This window comes from Clostridium kluyveri DSM 555 (assembly GCF_000016505.1).
Taxonomy (GTDB): domain Bacteria; phylum Bacillota; class Clostridia; order Clostridiales; family Clostridiaceae; genus Clostridium_B; species Clostridium_B kluyveri.
The window spans coordinates 2,369,904-2,390,133 of record NC_009706.1; the positions used below are offsets into that span (position 1 = coordinate 2,369,904).

General features: G+C 32.3%; 15 protein-coding genes, 1 pseudogene and 1 riboswitch. Of the genes and pseudogenes, 4 read left to right on the forward strand and 12 right to left on the reverse strand.

The genetic code is table 11. From position 1 onward, the window contains the following. The first annotated feature begins 265 nt into the window (after positions 1-265). Positions 266-2,050 carry a DUF2207 domain-containing protein gene (locus CKL_RS11345; protein WP_012620634.1) on the forward strand — a complete coding sequence of 595 codons (1,785 nt, stop codon included), beginning with the start codon at positions 266-268 and terminating at the stop codon, positions 2,048-2,050. A 261-nt stretch (positions 2,051-2,311) separates the two neighbouring features. Here the strand turns inward: CKL_RS11345 and CKL_RS21320 are convergent. From CKL_RS21320 to CKL_RS11375, 6 genes and pseudogenes are all read right to left on the reverse strand, one after another. Beyond that, a pseudogene (locus CKL_RS21320) lies at positions 2,312-2,464 on the reverse strand (TfoX/Sxy family DNA transformation protein); the annotation flags it as partial. 35 nt (positions 2,465-2,499) lie between these two features. Further along, positions 2,500-3,693 (reverse strand): MFS transporter, encoded by a 1,194-nt coding sequence (locus CKL_RS11355; protein ID WP_012102662.1) that lies wholly within the window; start codon positions 3,691-3,693, stop codon positions 2,500-2,502. 29 nt (positions 3,694-3,722) lie between these two features. Next, positions 3,723-4,625: a sensor histidine kinase gene (locus tag CKL_RS11360; RefSeq protein ID WP_012102663.1), complete on the reverse strand. Its 903-nt coding sequence runs from the start codon at positions 4,623-4,625 to the stop codon at positions 3,723-3,725. A gap of 16 nt (positions 4,626-4,641) precedes the next feature. Further along, on the reverse strand, positions 4,642-5,394 hold the full coding sequence (locus CKL_RS11365) for a hypothetical protein (RefSeq protein WP_012102664.1): 753 nt from the start codon (positions 5,392-5,394) through the stop codon (positions 4,642-4,644). Continuing rightward, positions 5,378-6,304, reverse strand: coding sequence for an ATP-binding cassette domain-containing protein (locus CKL_RS11370; RefSeq protein ID WP_012102665.1), 927 nt, complete (start codon positions 6,302-6,304; stop codon positions 5,378-5,380). Before CKL_RS11370 ends, CKL_RS11365 begins: the two co-directional genes overlap by 17 nt. Positions 6,305-6,390: 86 nt before the next feature. Further along, a complete protein-coding gene (locus CKL_RS11375; RefSeq protein ID WP_012620638.1) occupies positions 6,391-7,074 on the reverse strand; it encodes a response regulator transcription factor in 684 nt (227 codons plus the stop codon). Positions 7,075-7,277: 203 nt separating this feature from the next. On the opposite strand from CKL_RS11375, the gene CKL_RS11380 reads away from it, so the two are divergent. The 3 genes from CKL_RS11380 (at position 7,278) to CKL_RS11390 (ending at position 10,026) form a co-directional block, all read left to right on the forward strand. Next, entirely contained in the window at positions 7,278-7,673 is a 396-nt protein-coding gene (locus CKL_RS11380) for a pyridoxamine 5'-phosphate oxidase family protein (protein WP_012102667.1), read from the forward strand. A gap of 128 nt (positions 7,674-7,801) precedes the next feature. Beyond that, a riboswitch (cyclic di-GMP riboswitch) is annotated at positions 7,802-7,890 on the forward strand. 119 nt (positions 7,891-8,009) lie between these two features. Then, positions 8,010-8,693, forward strand: a complete 684-nt coding sequence (locus tag CKL_RS11385) for a beta-ketoacyl-[acyl-carrier-protein] synthase family protein (RefSeq protein WP_012102668.1) — start codon at positions 8,010-8,012, stop codon at positions 8,691-8,693. Continuing rightward, positions 8,602-10,026, forward strand: coding sequence for a methyl-accepting chemotaxis protein (locus CKL_RS11390; RefSeq protein ID WP_081428015.1), 1,425 nt, complete (start codon positions 8,602-8,604; stop codon positions 10,024-10,026). Before CKL_RS11385 ends, CKL_RS11390 begins: the two co-directional genes overlap by 92 nt. Positions 10,027-10,137: 111 nt before the next feature. On the opposite strand, the gene CKL_RS11395 is transcribed toward CKL_RS11390, so the two are convergent. The 6 genes from CKL_RS11395 to pglX form a co-directional block, all read right to left on the reverse strand. Then, positions 10,138-10,932 (reverse strand): EFR1 family ferrodoxin, encoded by a 795-nt coding sequence (locus CKL_RS11395; protein ID WP_012102670.1) that lies wholly within the window; start codon positions 10,930-10,932, stop codon positions 10,138-10,140. A gap of 560 nt (positions 10,933-11,492) precedes the next feature. Continuing rightward, the gene (rlmH, locus tag CKL_RS11400; protein WP_012102672.1) at positions 11,493-11,972 is read right to left on the reverse strand and encodes a 23S rRNA (pseudouridine(1915)-N(3))-methyltransferase RlmH; all 480 of its coding nucleotides are present in this window, start codon (positions 11,970-11,972) and stop codon (positions 11,493-11,495) included. A gap of 46 nt (positions 11,973-12,018) precedes the next feature. Then, a complete protein-coding gene (abc-f, locus tag CKL_RS11405; protein WP_012102673.1) occupies positions 12,019-13,638 on the reverse strand; it encodes a ribosomal protection-like ABC-F family protein in 1,620 nt (539 codons plus the stop codon). Between the two features lie 275 nt (positions 13,639-13,913). Further along, a complete protein-coding gene (gene hydF, locus CKL_RS11410; RefSeq protein WP_012102674.1) occupies positions 13,914-15,155 on the reverse strand; it encodes a [FeFe] hydrogenase H-cluster maturation GTPase HydF in 1,242 nt (413 codons plus the stop codon). A gap of 63 nt (positions 15,156-15,218) precedes the next feature. Further along, positions 15,219-16,616 carry an aspartate ammonia-lyase gene (locus tag CKL_RS11415; RefSeq protein ID WP_012102675.1) on the reverse strand — a complete coding sequence of 466 codons (1,398 nt, stop codon included), beginning with the start codon at positions 16,614-16,616 and terminating at the stop codon, positions 15,219-15,221. 39 nt (positions 16,617-16,655) lie between these two features. Then, the gene (gene pglX / locus CKL_RS11420; RefSeq protein WP_012102676.1) at positions 16,656-20,183 is read right to left on the reverse strand and encodes a BREX-1 system adenine-specific DNA-methyltransferase PglX; all 3,528 of its coding nucleotides are present in this window, start codon (positions 20,181-20,183) and stop codon (positions 16,656-16,658) included. Positions 20,184-20,230: the final 47 nt, after the last annotated feature.

Genomic DNA, 20,230 nt, shown 5'->3' on the forward strand with positions numbered 1-20,230 from the left:
CAAAAATAAAGATAAAAACAGCAAAATAAATATTCATGTGAACTCTCCAATTTTTATGTAATTTTACAGTACATACATTCATTTACATTATTAATCTGTTTTTCTGGCAATTGTTTTACAGGGATTAATATTTGGAATTCTCGTTATAATGTTTTTCAAACAATCAAGCATAGATTAAATTGACACCTCTATAAAGAACAATATATACTGGAATTATATAAAATGGCAGATGTAATACAAACTCTTAAAATTCAGGAGGTTATCAATGAAAAAATTTCTTCTAGGTCTTTTTGTACTGTTTTTCATAATTTCTGTTAACCCACTCAATGTTTCAGCTTCATCAGAGGAAATAGCTCTGTCCAAATTCAACATAGAAACTACCATAAAAGAAGATGGTTCTATTGATATGGTTGAACTTATAACTTACAATTTCAAGAAAAAATTCAATGGAGCTTATAGGGACATATCCATCAGAAACACAGATGGTATATATGATATAAAAGTGTCATTTATATCCGAAGCCGGACAGGAAACACCTTTTAGGAAGGTAACTGACGCCAAAAACGGAGATAACAATGTGTTTGAAATATCAAAACAGAATAAGGATCTCTACAGGCTCAAAATCTACTCACCTTCAAAAAATGAAGAGAAAACTTTTAAAATAGTCTATACCATGAAAAATGTTGCCACAAAATACAAGGACACAGCTGAGCTTTTCTATGAATACTGGTCAGATTACAACGAAACTAAAATAGATAATCTAAAAATTCACATTAACTTGCCGTATAATATGAAAAATCAAGATATTAAAGCTTACTACCATACTGTTTCAGCTGGAAATATATCTGTCAAAAACGGGACTGTAGAGTACATCTTTCCCCATATCAATTCAAAAGAGCTTGTAGAAGCAAGGGTGCTTTTCCCCGCTAGTTCAATTCCACTGTCCCCTAAAACAAAGAATGAAAATGCCCTGAACAGAATTTTAAACGAAGAAGCAGACTACAGGGAAAAACAACAGCAGAAAATAGCCCTTGCCCTTGCAAGAAAAAAGACTTTCAATTATGTAAGTATAATTTCAGTATTGTTTTTTCTCATATTCATTCTCATAGTATGGAGAAAATTTAGAAATAATAACCAGGATATATACAGTATATACTCTCCACCAGAACTCCCTGAAGAATGTACTCCTGCAGTAGCAGCTTATCTGGTGAACAGGACTGCAACTGGAAGAACTATATATGCAACCTTACTTGATTTATGGAGAAAGGGTTATTTAACTATTAAAAAAGCAGAACCTGAAAACAAAAAAGATAAAATTAATTTCTCAATCAATAAAGTTGAAAAAGATAGTGGAGAACTTTTAAATCATGAGAGATATTTTATGAACTGGTTATTTGACAAGCTTGGTAACGGTAAAAGTGTCACTACATCCTCCATAAAAAAAGCCAACAAGAAATCTCCCTTTTATCATGATTCCCAGGAATGGTCAAATCTCATAAGAGAAGAAGTCAAATCTAGAAATTATTATGACAAAAAAGCCAACTGTGCCGGCATATGGTTAATTGCATTTTCCATTATAGGAATAATTATTTCCATTGTATCTCTGGCTTTTGGAGCTGGTATGGGAATATTGAGCTTGCTTGCATCGGTTATTACTATGATCTGCGGAGTATATTATTGTGTCAAAAAAAGCCCCAAAGGCCAGTCTAGATATAATAACTGGATGAAATTTATAAAATACATTAAAAATACGGACTTCACCTATGATCTCAATACCCATTATATAGAATCCTATATTCCCTACGCAGAAGCCCTAAATATTAAGAAAGAGAGTATGTCAAATCTCACGGCATCCTTTCACAATCCTTCACAAAACATGGGCTGGATATACTATTACCTTCTCTTTGACAGCATGAATTTAAATAGGAAGGAACAATTCAGTTACTATATATACGCTTCCTTCAATACCGGATCCTCAGGCAGCTCAAGTTCTGGTTCAAGTAGTTCCAGTTCAGGCAGTTCCGGTGGTGGAGGTGCCGGTGGATTTTAATTGATTGTGTTATAAAAACGCCTTTACAGGCCATATTGATATTAGATTTAAACAAGCAGCAGGTAGTTAATTGTTTTCTAACACAGTTAACTACCTTTTATTCTCTTCTCTCTTAGAATCCACCGGCTTATCATAAATGAGCAGATTTAATTTTCTCAGGTAAATGAAATTCATATAATTCCATAGTGATCTAACGCATGCCTTATTCCATCTTCTTCTATGTCTTTTGCAACAAATGATATCAAATAGTGCAGGTGTTCTATCCAGTGCTAACAATCTATGAATACACGCAGAAGCATCAATTTCTTGTATTTTCAGCCACGCCTGTTCTGCACCAATATCTTTTAATTCATCATAAGTAAATATGCCTACTTCATTCAACTGCCTTTCAATTTCTTTTCCGATATTAGGCAGTCCTGATAATTATCCCATATATGCCTAATAATATTTTATCTGCGTTTTATGCTCAAAACATGAGTTAACGCTGCAATTATTTGAAAAATTATTCCAACGGCACACACTCCAATCCATCCAGACAATCCCCATAGTAATGTCCCCAGTAATGACCCTAATGCCCCACCACAAAAGTAAAATGTCATATATACAGCATTATTACGACTGCGAGCCGCAGCATCTAAAGCATTTATGCGTGCTTGATTTGAAATTTGACCAGACTGAATGCCTAAATCCAATAGGACTACTCCAATGACAAGTCCCCATATTTGATATCCAAAAATTAAAAAACAAATATATGACAAAAGTGAAAGTATTATAGCTATAGTTAAAGTAAATTGAGGACTTTTTTTATCAGCAATTCGTCCCACTATTGAAGCTGCCAAAGCTCCTAAAACTCCCACTAATCCAAACATTCCAGCAGCTTGAGCTCCTAAGTTGTAGGTTGGTGATTTAAGTAAAAAAGATAGTGTAGTCCAAAATATGCTGAAAGTCCCAAACATCATTGCACCAATTAACGAAGATTCCCTTAAAACCGGCTGATTTTTCAGTAATCCAATTAAAGATTTGAGTAATTTTCCATAACCCATAGAAGTATCTGGAACAGATTTGGGAAGCCACAAATTGAATATTATAATTAGTAATCCCATCATCCCTGCAGCTATCCTATAAACAACCTGCCATCCTAAAGTTGAACCTATAATTCCACTAAAAACACGAGATACTAAAATGCCGATCAAAAGACCACTCATTACAGTTCCAATCACCTTACCTCTTTCTACTGGATTTGCCAGATGTGCAGCTAAAGGCACAATCAACATTGGAATAATAGAAGTTAGTCCAACCAATAGAGAACTACCCAATAACCAATATATGTTTGAAGCAAATGAAAGAGAAATCAGCGATATTGCTGAGCAAAATAACATTGTAATGATTAAACCTTTACGTTCTTTAATATCTCCCAACGGAACCAGGGAAATCAGTCCCAGGGCATAGCCAATTTGAATCAACATGGCTGAAATTCCAATCATAGATGATGACACATTAAAGAATCTAGAAAGTTCTTCTAGCAAAGGCTGAGAATAATATAAATTAGCTACACTAACTCCACAAGCAATTGACATCAGTACAATTAAAAATCTGCTCATCTTAACCTCTTTATGTATATTTATATCTGCATGCTGGTTCATAAAAATCAATCCTTCAGTTACATCTCATATTAACGTTTAAAACATAGTATAAATGTCAAAGTATTATCATGATAATCTGCATTTATAGTACTTAGTTGTAATTCCATCAGCTCTTTGGCAATGGCCAAACCCAAACCCGAAGAGTACTTAGAGCGATTACTATCAGCCTTGTATGTACGGTTAAAAAGTTGTAATACATCTTCCTCACTTAAAGGCTCACAATCGTTGCTGATGCTGATATTAACATACTCATCCGTTACTCCCAAATCAACTTTGCAGTATGATTTAGCATAGCGTATGACATTTTGGAGTAAATTCAGCAATACCCTATTGGTAATTTTTTCATCCAACAACACCAAGGGAACTTTTTCATCAAGACTCAACTGTAATAAGATACCTCTATCTTCAAAGTCTTGATAAAACAGTAATAAACTATCACACAGCAGCTGATATAATGAGTGTGGATTTAACTGCACTGGATACTCCTTGGCATCAATTAAAGACAAATCATATAATGAATCCACCAGGTTGTTTAAAGTTTTCAATTTATATTGCACAGTCTCTAAATATTTTTCTTTATCCTTTTCCGATAGGTCTAAATGTAAAATTATGTCAATATATCCCATGATGGAGGTTAGTGGTGTCCGTAAGTCATGAGAAAAGTTAGCTAAGATTTTTTTGTACTGCTGCTTTTCTTTAATATTTTTCAATTGTAATGCCTTATAGCAATCAACTAAATGATTAATTTCAATAGCCAGCTTCTCTGTTGTCTTATCAGGGGCAGCCAACTTAATTTGTTCATTACTTTCAGAAATAAGTTTGTTCAACTTGTTAGTTTGTGAAATTAATGCATGGATATTCATTCTAGTAAAATAATATTTTATCACACAGAGGATAGTTATAACTAACAGTATACACACAATATAAAGCATAACTCTCCTCCTTCCCTTAGGCTAAATCCTTTTTTTTGAAAATTGTCTGTCCAATAATCAAGCTTATAAAAATAATCATCAATCCCAGCACCCAACACTTCACATCAAAATAAACATTATTGGACATATAATGGACTAAATTATTATCAAACAAGGTAGCAGGTGTCCATTTAGAGATGGTCTTTAAGGCACTTACTCTGCCCACTAAAGTATTGATTGAGACGCCTAAAATTCGATAAATAAATAACAAAATAAGCAGATTTAAAATTTCTGAAACCCCATTAACGGCCAAAACATACCCTAGAATAAAACTAGAAGCAACAATGGGAAATATATTGCTAAAGGCAATTAAAAATTGACCTAGAGTTGAATTATTTGCCAAATCAAAAATGACATTACCACTTAAAATAGTAACTGATAAAATAATAGTGCCCATAATAATTACCCCAAAAGATAAAGTAATCAATTTTGCCCAGAAAACAGCCTGGCGAGAATGTCCAAAGGAAACTGCTGCACACATTTTTGTCTTACTTTTTCGTGTTAATATTAAAATAACCAACAGGCATAAAATAATAATCAAAGTAGGCATACCCAGCACGTTGCTATAATAGAACATTCTTGTGCCATAGGGAAAAGTTGGTTCTTTAAATCTAAAATGCTGTAATACCCCTGCAGCAGCCATGACAAGAAAAGTACTAACTATAATAAGTCCGTAGTATGGCTTTGAACGTATTAAGCGGTAGAATTCACTTCTAATTAGATTCAACATTCTCATCACCTCCTACCAGACCTAAGAAATATTCTTCTAAATTCTTACTTTTAACCGTCATTTCTAAAATATCTACATTACCTTCATTTAAGAGCCTATTAATTTTTTGACGCTGCGGAATATAATTATAAATCTCCAACTGCTCACCGGCTAAAACCCTATAGTCCATATCTACAAAATGATTTTCTAATATAAAGCAAGCTTTCTTAGCATCATTGACACGAAGAAAAATAAACTGCTGACTCATTCCCAATAATTCTTTCCGGGATAAATCTTGAACAACTTTACCTTTATTTAAAAAAACAAAACGTGTGGCAATTGATTGAAGCTGTGATAAAATATGACTTGAAATCAAAATTGTAATTTGATGTTCTTGATTTAATTTAAGAAACAGTTGACGCATTTCAACCATTCCTTCAGCATCCAAACCATTGGTTGGCTCATCTAAAAGCAAAAAGTCCGGTGAAGACAATAAAGCCAATGCCAATGATAACCGCTGTTTCATTCCTAATGAATATTGGGAAAATTTCTTCCGATTATGTTCTGCAAGTCCTACCCTATTTAATACCTTCCCAATTACTGCCTTTTCAGGAATTCCACGCAGCAAACGGTAATACTCTAAATTTTGGTGGGCATTAAAGTTATCAAAAAATACATCAGTTTCAATCATGACACCCATTCTCCTGCGGGAATTATGCTTTCCATAGGGTTCGCCAAACAAAGTAATCTCACCTTTTGTAGGAAATATTTCCTCAGCAATCATCTTGAATAAAGTTGATTTACCAGCACCATTTTTTCCGATAATAGCACATATTTCCCCTTTATATAGTTCAAAGTTAGTACTTTCCAAGGCAACCTGATCTTTATACCTTTTCTCTAAATTAGTTGTTTTTAAAATTGGTGTTTTCATCTTCAATCCTCCTTTACACTTCTTAGTTTACAAACTGTTTTTTAAGAAGCCTTAAGCAAATTATAAAGAAATCATAAAGATGGTACCTAAACTAGTGAAAAACCAATTCCCCAAATAGTTTTGATATATTCTTCACTGGTAATAGCAGAAATTTTTTTACGAATATTGGATACATGGACACTGATACTATTGTCATTTCCCTGATAAATATCGTTCCACAACAGTTCATACAGCTTAGCTTTGGAAAATACTTGTTTGGGATGTCTTAACATAATTTTTAAAATATCGAACTCAACATTGGTAAGATTTAATTCCGATTTTTTGACCATTACCCTATGCTGGCTTTCATCCAAAGTAAGTTCTTTCCAGCTTAGACAGTCTCCTGTTTGTTGTAAATAATTTTTACGTAGTTGAACTTCAATTCGTGCAGCAACTTCTTCACGGGCAAAAGGTTTAACCATATAATCATCTGCACCTAATTTTAGCAAGTTCACCTTATCTTCAATAATACTTTTCGCAGAAATAATAATAACCGGAATAGATGATTGCTTTCTAATTTCCCTCAGCAATTCTTCTCCAGTTAGTCCTGGCAGCATGATATCCAACAAAATTAGATTAAAGGATTGTTGTTGAAGCCTTAATTGAGCCTCTGTACCAGAAAAACAGCACGTTGCTTTGTATCCTTGTTCTTTCACAATTAATTCCAATATTTTATTAATATCATTATCATCCTCCACAATCAATATTTCTATTTGTTTCAAATACTTCACCTCATTGTACTACTATTTCTCTAATCCATAATTTTTATTATAAACACCTTCAAGAACCTTTTTCAAAAAGGATACCTTCATTCTCCATCATATCTACTCTTTTAGTATTAATCTAATACTAAAATTATGCAAAAATCATACTTGTTATTTTAAATATAAGAGTTAAAATGATTATATCATACAAATTGAAAGGAGTAATTAAAATGAATGAAGTTTATAACTATCTAAAAGATATCGGTACCTATTACCTAGCAACATCCGAAGGCGATCAGCCAAGAGTTCGACCTTTTGGTACAATAGCTATCTTTGAAGGAAATCTTTACATTCAGACTGGAAACGTCAAAAAGGTATTTGCACAAATGAAAAAGAATCCTAAGGTTGAGATCTGTGCTATGGGAAAAGACCAAACTTGGATACGTATTACAGCCACTGCTGTCCGGGATGACAGAGTTCAGGCTAGACAACATATGCTTGATGAATATCCAAATCTTAAAAATATGTATGCTGCTGACGATGGAAATTGTGAAGTACTTTATCTTAAAGATGCAACTGCCACCATATATTCCTTTACAGAAAAACCTAAAATCATTAACTTTTAAACTTACATTTAATAAAATTATATTTTATTATAAATGACATATTTATACTAATTACGTCATACAAAGTACAAAAACAAAATATTTATATTGAATTTTGTAAAATTTGTGTGTAATATAGTTTATATAAATATTGATAATAGCACACTTATCGAAAGGTAGGGTCGCAAAGCTATGGGTCTTAAGAAAATTATTTTTCTATGATTGCCAGGTTGCCAAAGTTTATCTAACTATAAAAAATCATGTATATTTTGGTGCCTATTATTAATAGTAAATAATGGGCACTTTTAATTTTATAAAAATAAAATTTATAAAGTGCCATTTTAGGGAGGACATAAATTGGGAGTAAAATTAAGTTATATTGATGTATACCATGGATCAAAAGTTGTTTCAAATGATTTTTATCTTGAATACTTTAGAAAACAAGACAAGGATATTAAGCACCTACTTACAGATGTAATGGGAAGAGATAAAAGATATATGCTAGATGATGGTGAGTCGGCCTTTCAACTAACTATAGAGGCAGGAAAATCCGTGTTAAAAAAAGCCAATCTTGAAGGAAAAGATATTGATGCAATTATATATTCCTCCATATTGCCAGAATATATATCACCTGCAACGTCAATTTTAATACATAAGGAATTGAATATGAGTGCTAATGTAATGTGCCTTGATGTCAATGCAAATTGTGCAGGTATGACTGTTGCTCTTGAAAACATGTCAAATTATCTTATGTCATCAAAACGTGCAAAAAGAGTTCTTATCATTGGATGTGATGATGATAATGCTATTATAAATCATGACAATGAACTGTGCTATGGTAATTACGGTTATGCAGCATGTGCAATAATTTTAGAAAAAGTTGATGAGGACTATAGTTCTAATAATTTACATGGTATGTTGCATTATGTCTTTTATATGTTTTTCTGTTATGAAATTGATTGGTATAAACAACGAAATAACTTCAAATACCTTGATTGTACTTGGAATACTTGTTGCTATTTATGGAGCAGTATTTTATAAGTGCTATAAATGGGTAGTTGCTTGTGACAGTATTAATCCAAAAGCTTTAAATGTAACTAAAATCTTAGTCTTAACAATAACGTATTTTCAATATTTATATCTTAATTTTACTATGCATTTGAATTCTGTGTGGTTAATAGCTATCTTTTTTGTTATCCTCGGAGCTCTGTTTTTTGATCTTAAAATGATAATAGCTTCAGTAGTATTAAGTGCTTTATGTATTGTAATAGTATTTATTCATAATCCATCTATTCTTAAGTATGAAAAATTGGCAAGTGCAGAAATATATATGACTATGGTTACTGTGGTTATTACTTTTGTACTTCTTTTTATAATGGTTTATATGGCATCAAAGCTCTTGAAATCAATTAGTGAAAAAGAAGCTGAAATTAGAGAAGAAAATGAAAAATTGCTTAAGTTATTTAAAAGAATATCTGAGATTTCAAATACTGTCTTATCATCTAGTGAAAATTTAGGTGCTGCTATTACAGAACAGACAAGTTCTCTTGTTGAAGTTTCAGATGTAACAAGCCTCGTATCTCAGAATTCAGATGAAATGCTTGACAAATCAAATAACAATGAAGATATACTCCATACTTTGTTAAATACAAATGAAGGTGTTGTTCATAAGATTGAAGACAGCAAAAGTAAAATAAATAATCTTATAGGAATTACAGAAGAAAATCAAAAGTCCTTAAATGCTACTCTTTCAATTATTTCAAATATAAAAGATGAAATAGCAAATACATTTGAGTCAACTAAAGACCTTGAAGAGAAATCTGCTAAAGTTGATGAAATATTGAATCTTATCGGAAATATATCTGAGCAGACCAATCTTCTTGCTTTAAATGCTTCAATCGAAGCAGCAAGAGCAGGTGAATACGGCAAAGGTTTTGCAGTAGTAGCAGACGAAATCAGGAAACTTTCTGAAGACACAAAACAATCCTTAGATCAGGCAAGTACAATAGTAAGTGAATTAAAGGACAAAATTAACATAGTACAGGATCAAATGAAGGGAAATAACAAAAAATCTCAGGAAGGAAACAGCATTATAAATGAAACCGTAAATAGAATAAATGATATGAATGATCATTTAAAATCATTTAGCAGTAATATCATTGATATAAATGAAGCCTCCAATACTTTATTCTTACAAACTAAAAATGCTGTAAAATTCAATAAAGAAATATCAAATATAACTAAAAACACAATATCACAATATAACACTGTAGCTGAAACAATTTCTCAAAATGCTTCTACATGTGAAGAAATTGAAGCAAATATAAATGAGCTCAAAAATATAGCTGAAGATATGAATAAACTTGTAAAATAAAAAATAATAAAAACAGTATATGGAATAGTCATAGATTTTGTGAGAACATACACAGATCTATGACTATTCACTAACCATAAAACGAGTGTGCGGTAGTAATCAATCCTGGTGCTAAATATTTTCACACGTCGATCCTCTTATAATATCCTCAACCTTAACATTTGGATTGTGATATCTTGTACGTCCGATTGTGCTTTTGCCATACTCTATCGCCTCATATGGACACCACTGAATACAGGCAAGACACCGCTCACAATGATGCTGCCAAATCGGATTTCGTTCTTCCATTTTTATATTGTTTACAGGGCACACTCTAGCGCACAGACCGCAGCCGCTGCATTTTTCGCTCACCTTAAATTTTTCGTCCCATTCGGAGATGCCTTTGTATAGATAATTGCGATTTACCATCTTACTAAAAAGCCTGGCCTTTCTTTTAACCGGATGAAGCTTGCCATCAGCAACTGCCCCGGCAGCTTCATCCGCCTTTTCCATTGCTTTTTTTATCAGCTTTTGTACAACGTCGTGAGCAAAGGCCTGATACTTCACAATATAATTCCCCGGCATCTTTACTCCAGTTGCGTAGGACAGATAAACACCCTTTTCTTTCAAGATATCGTCCAGCATTCCCAAAGTGTCTGCCCCGTTTCCGCCGAAATTTATAAATGCAAAGCAGTAAGTTCCTTTAATGATATTGACCTTTTGTACAAAGCGTTTTACAAGTCTCGGTAACCCGATATAAAAAACGGGAAAAACGAAACCAATGGGATTATCAGGGCCACCAGCAGGCTCATCCGTCGCCCCTACAGCCATAGACTTAATTGTGCAGTTTCCAAGTCCCTTTGCGATTTGTCTAGCTATTGTCAGCGAATTGCCCGTAGCGGAAAAATAATAAATTGTCGGATTCATTACATACTCCTCCTTCATAGATCATCTGTAAAAGTAAATATTTTTTAATTTTATTATCTAGCTTATTAAATAACAGTAATTGTAAAATCAAATAAGTCATCACTTTATGATATAACATTTTCGCTGAAAAACAGAAAACTATCAGTAAAGGATGACTTCAGTTATGATTATAACATTAAATATTGACAGCGAAAACATCTATTATAAAATTTATAAAGCAGTTGAAATTGCAGTTACTTTTTGAAGGAGGATTATTCCTCACTTCTCTTTTAACATTTATAGTATTACTTATTAAAGAAATAAAAAAATAGTAGCCCCGTCTTCAAATGGAGACTACTATTTTTTGTTTCAAAAATTTAGTAATACCAGTTGCCTGAGCAACCAGATTGTACACTACAGGATGTTAACAGCATCCTGTTTTTATTTTACTACTATTCTTTATTTATATTATAACACATTTTACAATTTAAAATCATATACTTATAAAATTTTTATCAATATTAACTTCAAGTCAATCTCTCAATGCCGCTTATATCAACCCATTACGCAAAAAAGCTACTTTATTTGTGGTAAGGTTCTCCCTTCATTATCCTAAACCCCCTATAAATCTGTTCAAGGAGCATTATTCTAAAAAGTTGGTGTGGAAAAGTCATTTTTGAAAAACACAGTTTATAATCAGCCCTTTTCAAAATTTCACTGGAAATGCCAAGGGAACCTCCAATTATAAAGGCAATATTGCTTTTTCCTGAAAGTCCTAGATTTCCTACAAACTTTGAAAACTCTTCAGAACCCATCATACTTCCCTTTAAATCAAGAGCCACCACATACATATTGTCATTTATATACTTAAGTATTCTCCTACCTTCCTTTTCCTTTATAATATCCTGTTCACTACTTGAAGCATTGTCAGGAGTTTTTTCATCTTGTACTTCTATTATATTCAATCTACAATATCTAGAAAGCCTTTTTGAATACTCTTCCACTGCAGCTTTAAGATATTTTTCTTTCAACTTTCCTACGGCAATTATGGTAATGTTCATGTTATCTCCACTTTCATATATTTTGTCTAGTTATGAATCACTTGATTTAAATATGCCTTAATTGATTTAAAATACTTTTATACTCTTCTTCAAGCATTTCCTTATCACAATTTGGCAGTGACATTTTAGAAATAATTTCAGTAAGTCTCATCTGCAAGATGGACTTTTCCATGTTGCAATTACTGCTGTTATTTTTCAGCTCTTGCTTCTCTTCAAATTCTTTTAGATTCCCATGAAATTCTGTTATTTGTCCATTTTTCAATAACATTAAGCTGTCTGCCACCGAATTTATAAATTTATTATCATGGGATACAAATAAAACTGTACCTTCATAGGTTTTAATAATATTTTCAAGAGCCTCAGTAGATTGCATATCAAGATAATTTGTGGGCTCATCAAGAAGTAATACATTAGCCTTTGAAACAAATAATTTTGCAAATGAAACTTTTATCCTTTCCCCTCCGCTGAGTACGCAAACTTTTTTATATACATCATCACCAAAAAATAATAATCTTGCCAAGATTGTCCTTACAGAACTTTCACTTTGAATTGAATCTTCCATTACATTTTCAATTAAGGTTTTATTATAGTCTAAATTTTCAAACCTCTGACAGAAGTAACCTATTACCGCCTTAGGTACAGCATATATTGGATTAAAGTGATTATTTATAAGATTTAGCAGTGTAGTTTTTCCCGAACCATTATTTCCAACCAGAGCAGTTTTACTTCCATTGTATATTTTAAAATCAGTATTATTTAAAATAACATTACTGTCATAGCTGAAACATATTTTATTTCCAGATATGACTACTTTATTTCTAGGAGGATCAGTCAGTGAAAAATCAAACTTTACTTCTGGAATTTTATCTGGTTTTTCCTTAACCTCCAGTTTCTTCAGACGGGTTTTTATAGTTTTTGCCGTCCCTTCTACTTTTTTTCTTTTTTCATTACTCTCTCTCTTGTGAAGTCTTGCTTCTGAATTTCCCATTCTCTTTGGGGCTTTTTTCATAGATTTTGATTTATTTTCTCTCCCTGTAATAGCCTTCTGAAGCCTTGATTTTTCACTTATATATTTGTCATATTCATTTTGAATGCTTTTCCTCTCTCTAAACTTCTGTTTTATATATGAGGAGTAATTTCCCTCATAAAAGACAAGTTTTCCATTTTCTATTTCAATAATTTTATTGCAAAGTGAATCCATAAAGTCCCTGTCATGGCTTATTAACATAAATGTTTCTATATTGGACAATTTCTTTTGTAAAAGTTTAATACCATCATAATCAAGATTGGAAGTAGGTTCATCTGCCAGAAGCAGCTCCCCCTCCTTACTCAATGCAGCTGCAATATTGAGTTTGGTATATTCTCCTCCACTTACATTGTCTTTATCAATTTTTTTATCCACTTTAAACTCTTTTAATATTTTTCCATCAGCTGTTATGTCCTCATTTGAAAATTGTTTAATATATGCTATGGAACAGTGCCTGTAAATGATCCCCTCGTCTTCTTTTGCATTTCCTGCTAAAATATTCAAGAGAGTACTTTTACCTGCACCATTTCTCCCTACAACTCCTATCTTATCTCCACTTTCTATTTTTAAATTCTTAAAAGATAGAATCAATCTATCTCTATAATATTTTTTTAAATTCCTAGCTTCTAAAATAAGCATAAAAAAATCTCTCCTTTGCAAAAGCTGGAAAGATAAATGAAAAACAGGTACATAAATAATACACTACAATTAAACTTATAGTACTGTTATTATAATACTTATATTATTGTTCCATTTAAACTAATCCAGCAAAATAAAGGCATGCCTTGCCCATAAAATTTAAATTTAACTTTTCTTAAAGCTGAATTAGTTTATTTTCATTAATTACATACCCTGCCCTTTCATAATATTAATTACATTTTATCAGATTTAATTTAAGATATCAATTATAAAGATTAATGTTCTTCCACTTCATCCCATATCATTTTAGCTCTTGGAAATGGCATCAAGGCTCTGTCCAGTATACCCTGAACATAGGCAATAAGTATACCATAATTAACTATAGGTACTTTAAACTCCCTGGCAGTATTAATTCTATGCAGCATTGCAGATTTATTTAACATACATCCTCCACAGTGAACTATAAGAGAATATCTCTTTATGTCATCTGTAAAAGATACTCCCGAGGAAAACTCAAAATCTATTTTTTTACCTGTAATCTGCCTTATCCATCTTGGTATTTTCACTTTTCCTATATCGTCAGACTGTCTGTGATGGGTACACCCCTCTGCTATTAATACTTTATCTCCGTCTTTTAATTTGCCTACAGCCTTAACCCCTTTTATAAGTTCTATTAAATCACCTTTAAATCTGGCAAATAATATAGAAAAAGAAGTCATCAAAATATCCTTTGGTGTATCTGCAGCTACTTTTAAAAATGCCTGGGAATCTGTAACCACTATTTTAGGTTTTTTACCTAAGCTTTCCAATGTTTCTCTAAGTTCATATTCCTTGGTAACCACTGCAATGGCATCACTTTCAAGTACATCCCTTATGGTTTGCTGCTGAGGCAGTATAAGTCTCCCCTTAGGTGCGGCCTTGTCTATAGGAGTAACCAGCACCACAAAATCTCCAGGACTTATTAAATCCCCAATTATCTTGAATTTATCCTCTTCCTTAGGCAATATACCGGCTATCTGATTTTTTAATTCTTTTATTCCCTTTCCTGTAACAGCAGATACAGCTATAAGGGGAATATCCAATTCCTCCTTTATATTTTTAATATCTTTCTCATCTATATTAGATATATCCCACTTATTTAAAATCCCCATAAAAGGAATTTTCTTACTTTTGATTTCATCAATTATATATCTGTCATACTCTGTAATCCCTACCGTTGAATCTATTACTACCAATGATATATCTGTCTTATTCAAAACTTCCAAGGTCTTTTTCTTCCTCAGTTCTCCAAGCTGTCCACTATCATCCAGTCCTGCTGTATCAATTATGACACAGGGGCCTATAGGAAGAATTTCTATAGATTTATACACCGGATCCGTAGTGGTGCCTTTCACACTGGATACAATAGCTATATCCTGCCCTGTTATGGCATTTATAATACTTGACTTACCTGCATTCCTCCTTCCAAAGAGAGTTATATGTACTCTAACGGAACGAGGGGCTTCATTTAAACTCATTTGTTATCCTTAGTGAGAGAAATTCTCTATAAGCTTCAAACTCTCACTAAATTCACCTCCTCTTTATATTCCTGGTATTCCAGGCTTTGTAAGTTGATATGGATTTATTATTTCATCTATCTTTTCCCTTGGAAGTACTTCCTCTTCATATAAAATTTCTCTTATTGTCTTATGTTCTTTTAAAGCTTTCTCTGCCAGCTTTCCAGCCTTATCATAACCTATATAATGTACAAGAGCCGTTGCCAGGGCAGTAGATGCTTCCAGGTTTTTTCTGCAATTTTCTTCATTTACTTTAATACCCTTAATACATTTTTCTCTAAATATTATAACTGTTTTTTCTAAAAGTTCCAATGATTCAAGCAAACACTCCGCAATTAAAGGAGTAAAAGCATTTAGTTCCAGCTGACCTGAGCTGCTCGCCATGGTAATGGCAGTATCGTTTGATATTACCCTTATGCTTACCTGGGCTGTCATTTCAGCTATAACCGGATTAACTTTTCCCGGCATAATAGTGGAACCGGATTGAACTTTTGGAAGTATGATTTCTCCAATTCCCCCTACAGGCCCTGAATTTAAAATTCTTAAATCATTTGAAATTTTTAAAAGGTTAACAGCCAGAGACTTCAATAATCCTGAAACTTCCACAAATATATCACAGTTTTGAGTTACATCCATGGGATAATCTGACCTTGCAATTCCAAGTCCCGTTAAATCCTGAAGTACATCTGTTATCTCATATATAAATTTATTGGTGGCATTAAGCCCTGTACCTATGGCAGTACCCCCTATATTAACTTCTCTAAGTCTTTCTTCCACCTTATATATTCTCCACCTGTCTCTGGCTATTGCTTTTGCATAGGCTCCAAATCCCTGTCCTACCATCATAGGCAGTGCATCCATAAGCTGAGTTCTTCCAAGCTTTATTATGTCTGAAAATTCATTTTCCTTTACCTGCAATTCTTCCTGCAGATCAGCCAGACAACTGCTCAGCCTTCTTATGCTCCTGATGGCTGAAATTCTCAAAGCCGTGGGATAAACATCATTAGTGGACTGTGACATATTTACATCATTTAAGGGATGCACCAGATTATAATCTCCCTTTTTCCCTCCCAGTATTTCTATTGCTCTATTGGCTATGACCTCATTTACATTCATATTTGTAGATGTGCCGGCTCCTCCCTGAAATGCACTTAGGAAAAATTGGTCATTAAAATTTCCTTCCATAACCTCTTCACTGGCTTTAATTATGGCTTCTGCCTTATCTTCTGGAAGTTCTTTTAAATCTTCATTTACTATAGCAGCTGCTTTCTTTATAAGTGCAATTTCTTTTATCAGATTTAAATTTACGGTTTTTCCTCCCAGATTGAAATTTTCAAGAGCCCTTTTGGTATTAATGCCAAAATAAGAAGAATTATCAATTTCTTTTTCTCCGAGTAAATCCTTTTCTATTCTAATTTGCATACCAAACCTCCTAATACTAAGCTGAAAATTATTATATAATTATTTTTCTAGGGTTTTCACAAGAGGTAAAAATTTTTTGTAATTGGCAATTATGCCTAAGTCTAATTCTATTTCTATGTTCATATTGGCCTTGCTTATCAATATTTCATCATATATATTCAATTCATACTGTTTTTTATAAAGGCTCTCTAGTTTTTTCCTTATATCCTTCTTTTCTTTTTCACATGGATTTCCTATCTTATAGGACAAAGATTGTATATCTTTATATATTTTATCCTGAATATTATTTACATAACAGTTCCTTATTACAGATAAAATTCCCTTATGGTACCTGTGTACATAAACCAAACAATTGAAGGCTTTATATTTACCTGATGTAAACAACCAATATATAGGCCTTTTTTTATATATTTGAACATGGTCTTTAAAAAAATCATTTATAAAATATCTTCTTAGGGTGTCTTCATCTGTTTCCCCTTCCTTTTTTCCAAGGGTGTTTGCTATAAAACTTAAATTTTCACATAAAGTTTTTTTGCCAAAAACCACAGATACAAACTGTATAAATCTATCTACTATATCATTTTTAAAACAGCTGTTACAAAGTATGGGAATAATATTATCTTCATCTGGTAAATACCTTGTGAAATCTGTATTTTTCTGCCCGTCAAAACTATAGATGCCTTCATCAGAACAGATAATACCCTCTCTATCGATAGAATACCTGCCAAACATACATCCCACCCCATAGGAAATAAATGATTTAACATCCCTTTTTTTATCCGCTCTCCTAATAGTAATGTCTTTATCCAAAATTTCCGGTGTCAACTCATCCTGCAGACCATAAATACCGATAAATATTTTATTTAGTTCTTCTTCCTTTTGTTTTAACCTGTTGAACTGATTATTTGCAAATGACTCCCAAATATTAAATGCACGGTATATATAATACTGCTCCTGTGAATCATAATTGCCGGATAGATCCTTTTTATCTCCACATACCAACATAAAAGGATGCTTTTTAAAACTCCAGGATGTCTCAAAAAAATCCCACTCCATTTTTGATATACTTATACATTCTTCACACAGGTCATTAATTTTCTTTTTCATATCTGGATTTTTTTCAATATATATGGGAATTTGCTTAACCGTTCCTGCAGTGAGATTTAAAGTGGGAGATATAAATTTAAATATATTCATCATTATCTTGGTGTTAAAAAAAGCCAATATATAATTATAATCCTCTGGATTTTTCACAAATATGGAATCTGCAGACTGGTCAAAAATAAATCCTTTATTTAAAACTCTTATGGTATTATTTCCTGAGGTTATTCTCTTCCAGCTTATACCCTTCTTGAAAAAAAATTTTTCATTTCTTATAAGGGAACCTTTCTCCCTTCTTACCTTTTCTCCATTGTTTCTCCAGTAGATTACCTCTGAAATATTGCCATACCATTTTCGGGCTTCTCCTCCCATCTGATAGGGTATCCAATATTTTATATTATTACTTTCTCCCTTGAAATTTATAAGTTTATATTTTACTTCAAACCAATGTCTTATATATTTATTATTATTTCCAGTTTGCATACCGGTACATGGAAAGGCCACATCTCCTATTATACTTGCCCTGCTTAGTATTTCAATTTCCCCTCTGGTAAGCCAATACCCAAACCTGCTTCCGGGAATGCTTTTCATTTTGTCTTGATTTAAGGTAAATCTATAATTCACATGTGGATCATCTACAGCTTCCCTAACCTTAACAGGTTGATTATTAGCTCCTTTAAAATCTGACAACTTAATATAACTGCCTTTCATATTAACTTTATAATTTCTTAAAGTAAATGTACATATGGGTACTGTGGCTTCTTCAAATCCTGAATACTCCAATTGAATTAAACTAGTTATACTTTTATGGTCAATTATCTTTTCCCTCAACTTTTGATAAGACTGTATAAACATCCATACAAAAGGAGTCATAAATGCCAATTGACCATTATATTTTACCTTCGAAAAGCCATATGCCATAAAAGCAGAAAATATATCGCTTTTGGCCTCTGGATAATTTTTTCCAATATACTTTGCCAGAAGTTCAGGTAAATATTTATTACTGATATAAGGAGGATTTGTTACTAAAATATCATATGTATACCACATTATGCGAGCCTGTTTTATTAATTTTGACAGCTCTCCAATAATTTGTTTTCTTCTTTTTTCCCTAAGTAAGTTACTTTCTCCTAAGCTTTTTATATATTCCAGTCTATTTAATAGAATATCCTCTTTAAACTCTCTTAATTCTATAAGAGAGCCATATATCTTTGCATCCTTAAATTGGTCTATGAAATTTTTTAAAATATTATAATGTGTATTATAATTATCACCTAATACATACTTTATATCCTCATCACTGAAATTATTAGTTTCCCTTATAGATACTATATTAAATTTTACAGCTTTTCTCTTAATTTTTTCAAGAAGACATCTGTCATATTTCATTCCTTCCATACCAATAATGAAACAGGCAAGCTGGCAGGCTCCATCATGTATATCCATACCATAAATATTATTTTGTATAATCATCTCCGGTATTTCATCTTCACCATATCCACATTTTCTATATATCTGATATAATAATCGAAACATATATACCAGTATGTGCCCAGATCCACAGGCAGGGTCAACACATTTTATGTCCCTGGCCTTTAAATCCTTATCTATGTAGGATTTTAATTCCTGCTGCGGCTCCAAATTTTCTATATAAAATTCCCATCTTTTTTTTAAGGCCTGATGTTCTGGGTGAGCTTCTATCCAGTACCTTCCCAGTGAATTCTGAACCATATATTTTACTATCCAGTCTGGAGTGAACAGTTGAGTGGCGTAAGGTATTTCTTGTTTTGTATATTTTTTTTTTGAGCTTATTATTCTATTTTGTTCCTCAGATATGTAATATTCATAAAGCCATCCTATAATCTCCACATCATACCACAACTTTTCTGGTATGGTATGGATAAGTCTAAATACAAAATTTTTTTCACCTAAAAGTTCCTCTGGAAATAGTAATTCTGTATAATCCGGCCATCCTTGAAATACAAAAGGTAGAAACTCCTTTAAATCACTGCATCTTGATAATACCATATACTTTAGTAGGCCTTCTGCATCCTCGCTTAATCTCATGCTCTGAATTTTTTTCAAATCCAGAGAAAAATTTATTCCATTAATATTCTGCATTGAATTATATTCATTATATTTTACAATAAAGGTTTCAGGTATGTATTTATTAACTTCCATAAATCTTAAGGCAATAAATCTATTGAACCAGGAATAGGCAATTTCTTCAATAACTATGTCATAGCCTTTCTCTCCATTTTTATTTAAGGATTCTATTCTGTTTATGATCATTTCTATCTGCAGCTTTTCCTTTTCACTACATATTGTTTCTTCAAATCCTCTAATTGTATGTAGGTTTTCAATATAATCCTTTTCTATACCTTTTGTTGCAGCCCTTATTTTAACTTTTTCTACAAGTTCCTTTCTGCTTTTAACTGCAAAATTTTTTAATACATTCTTATTCATATACCATATCCTCATTTTTAAATACTTATAAACAAAAACACTATTAA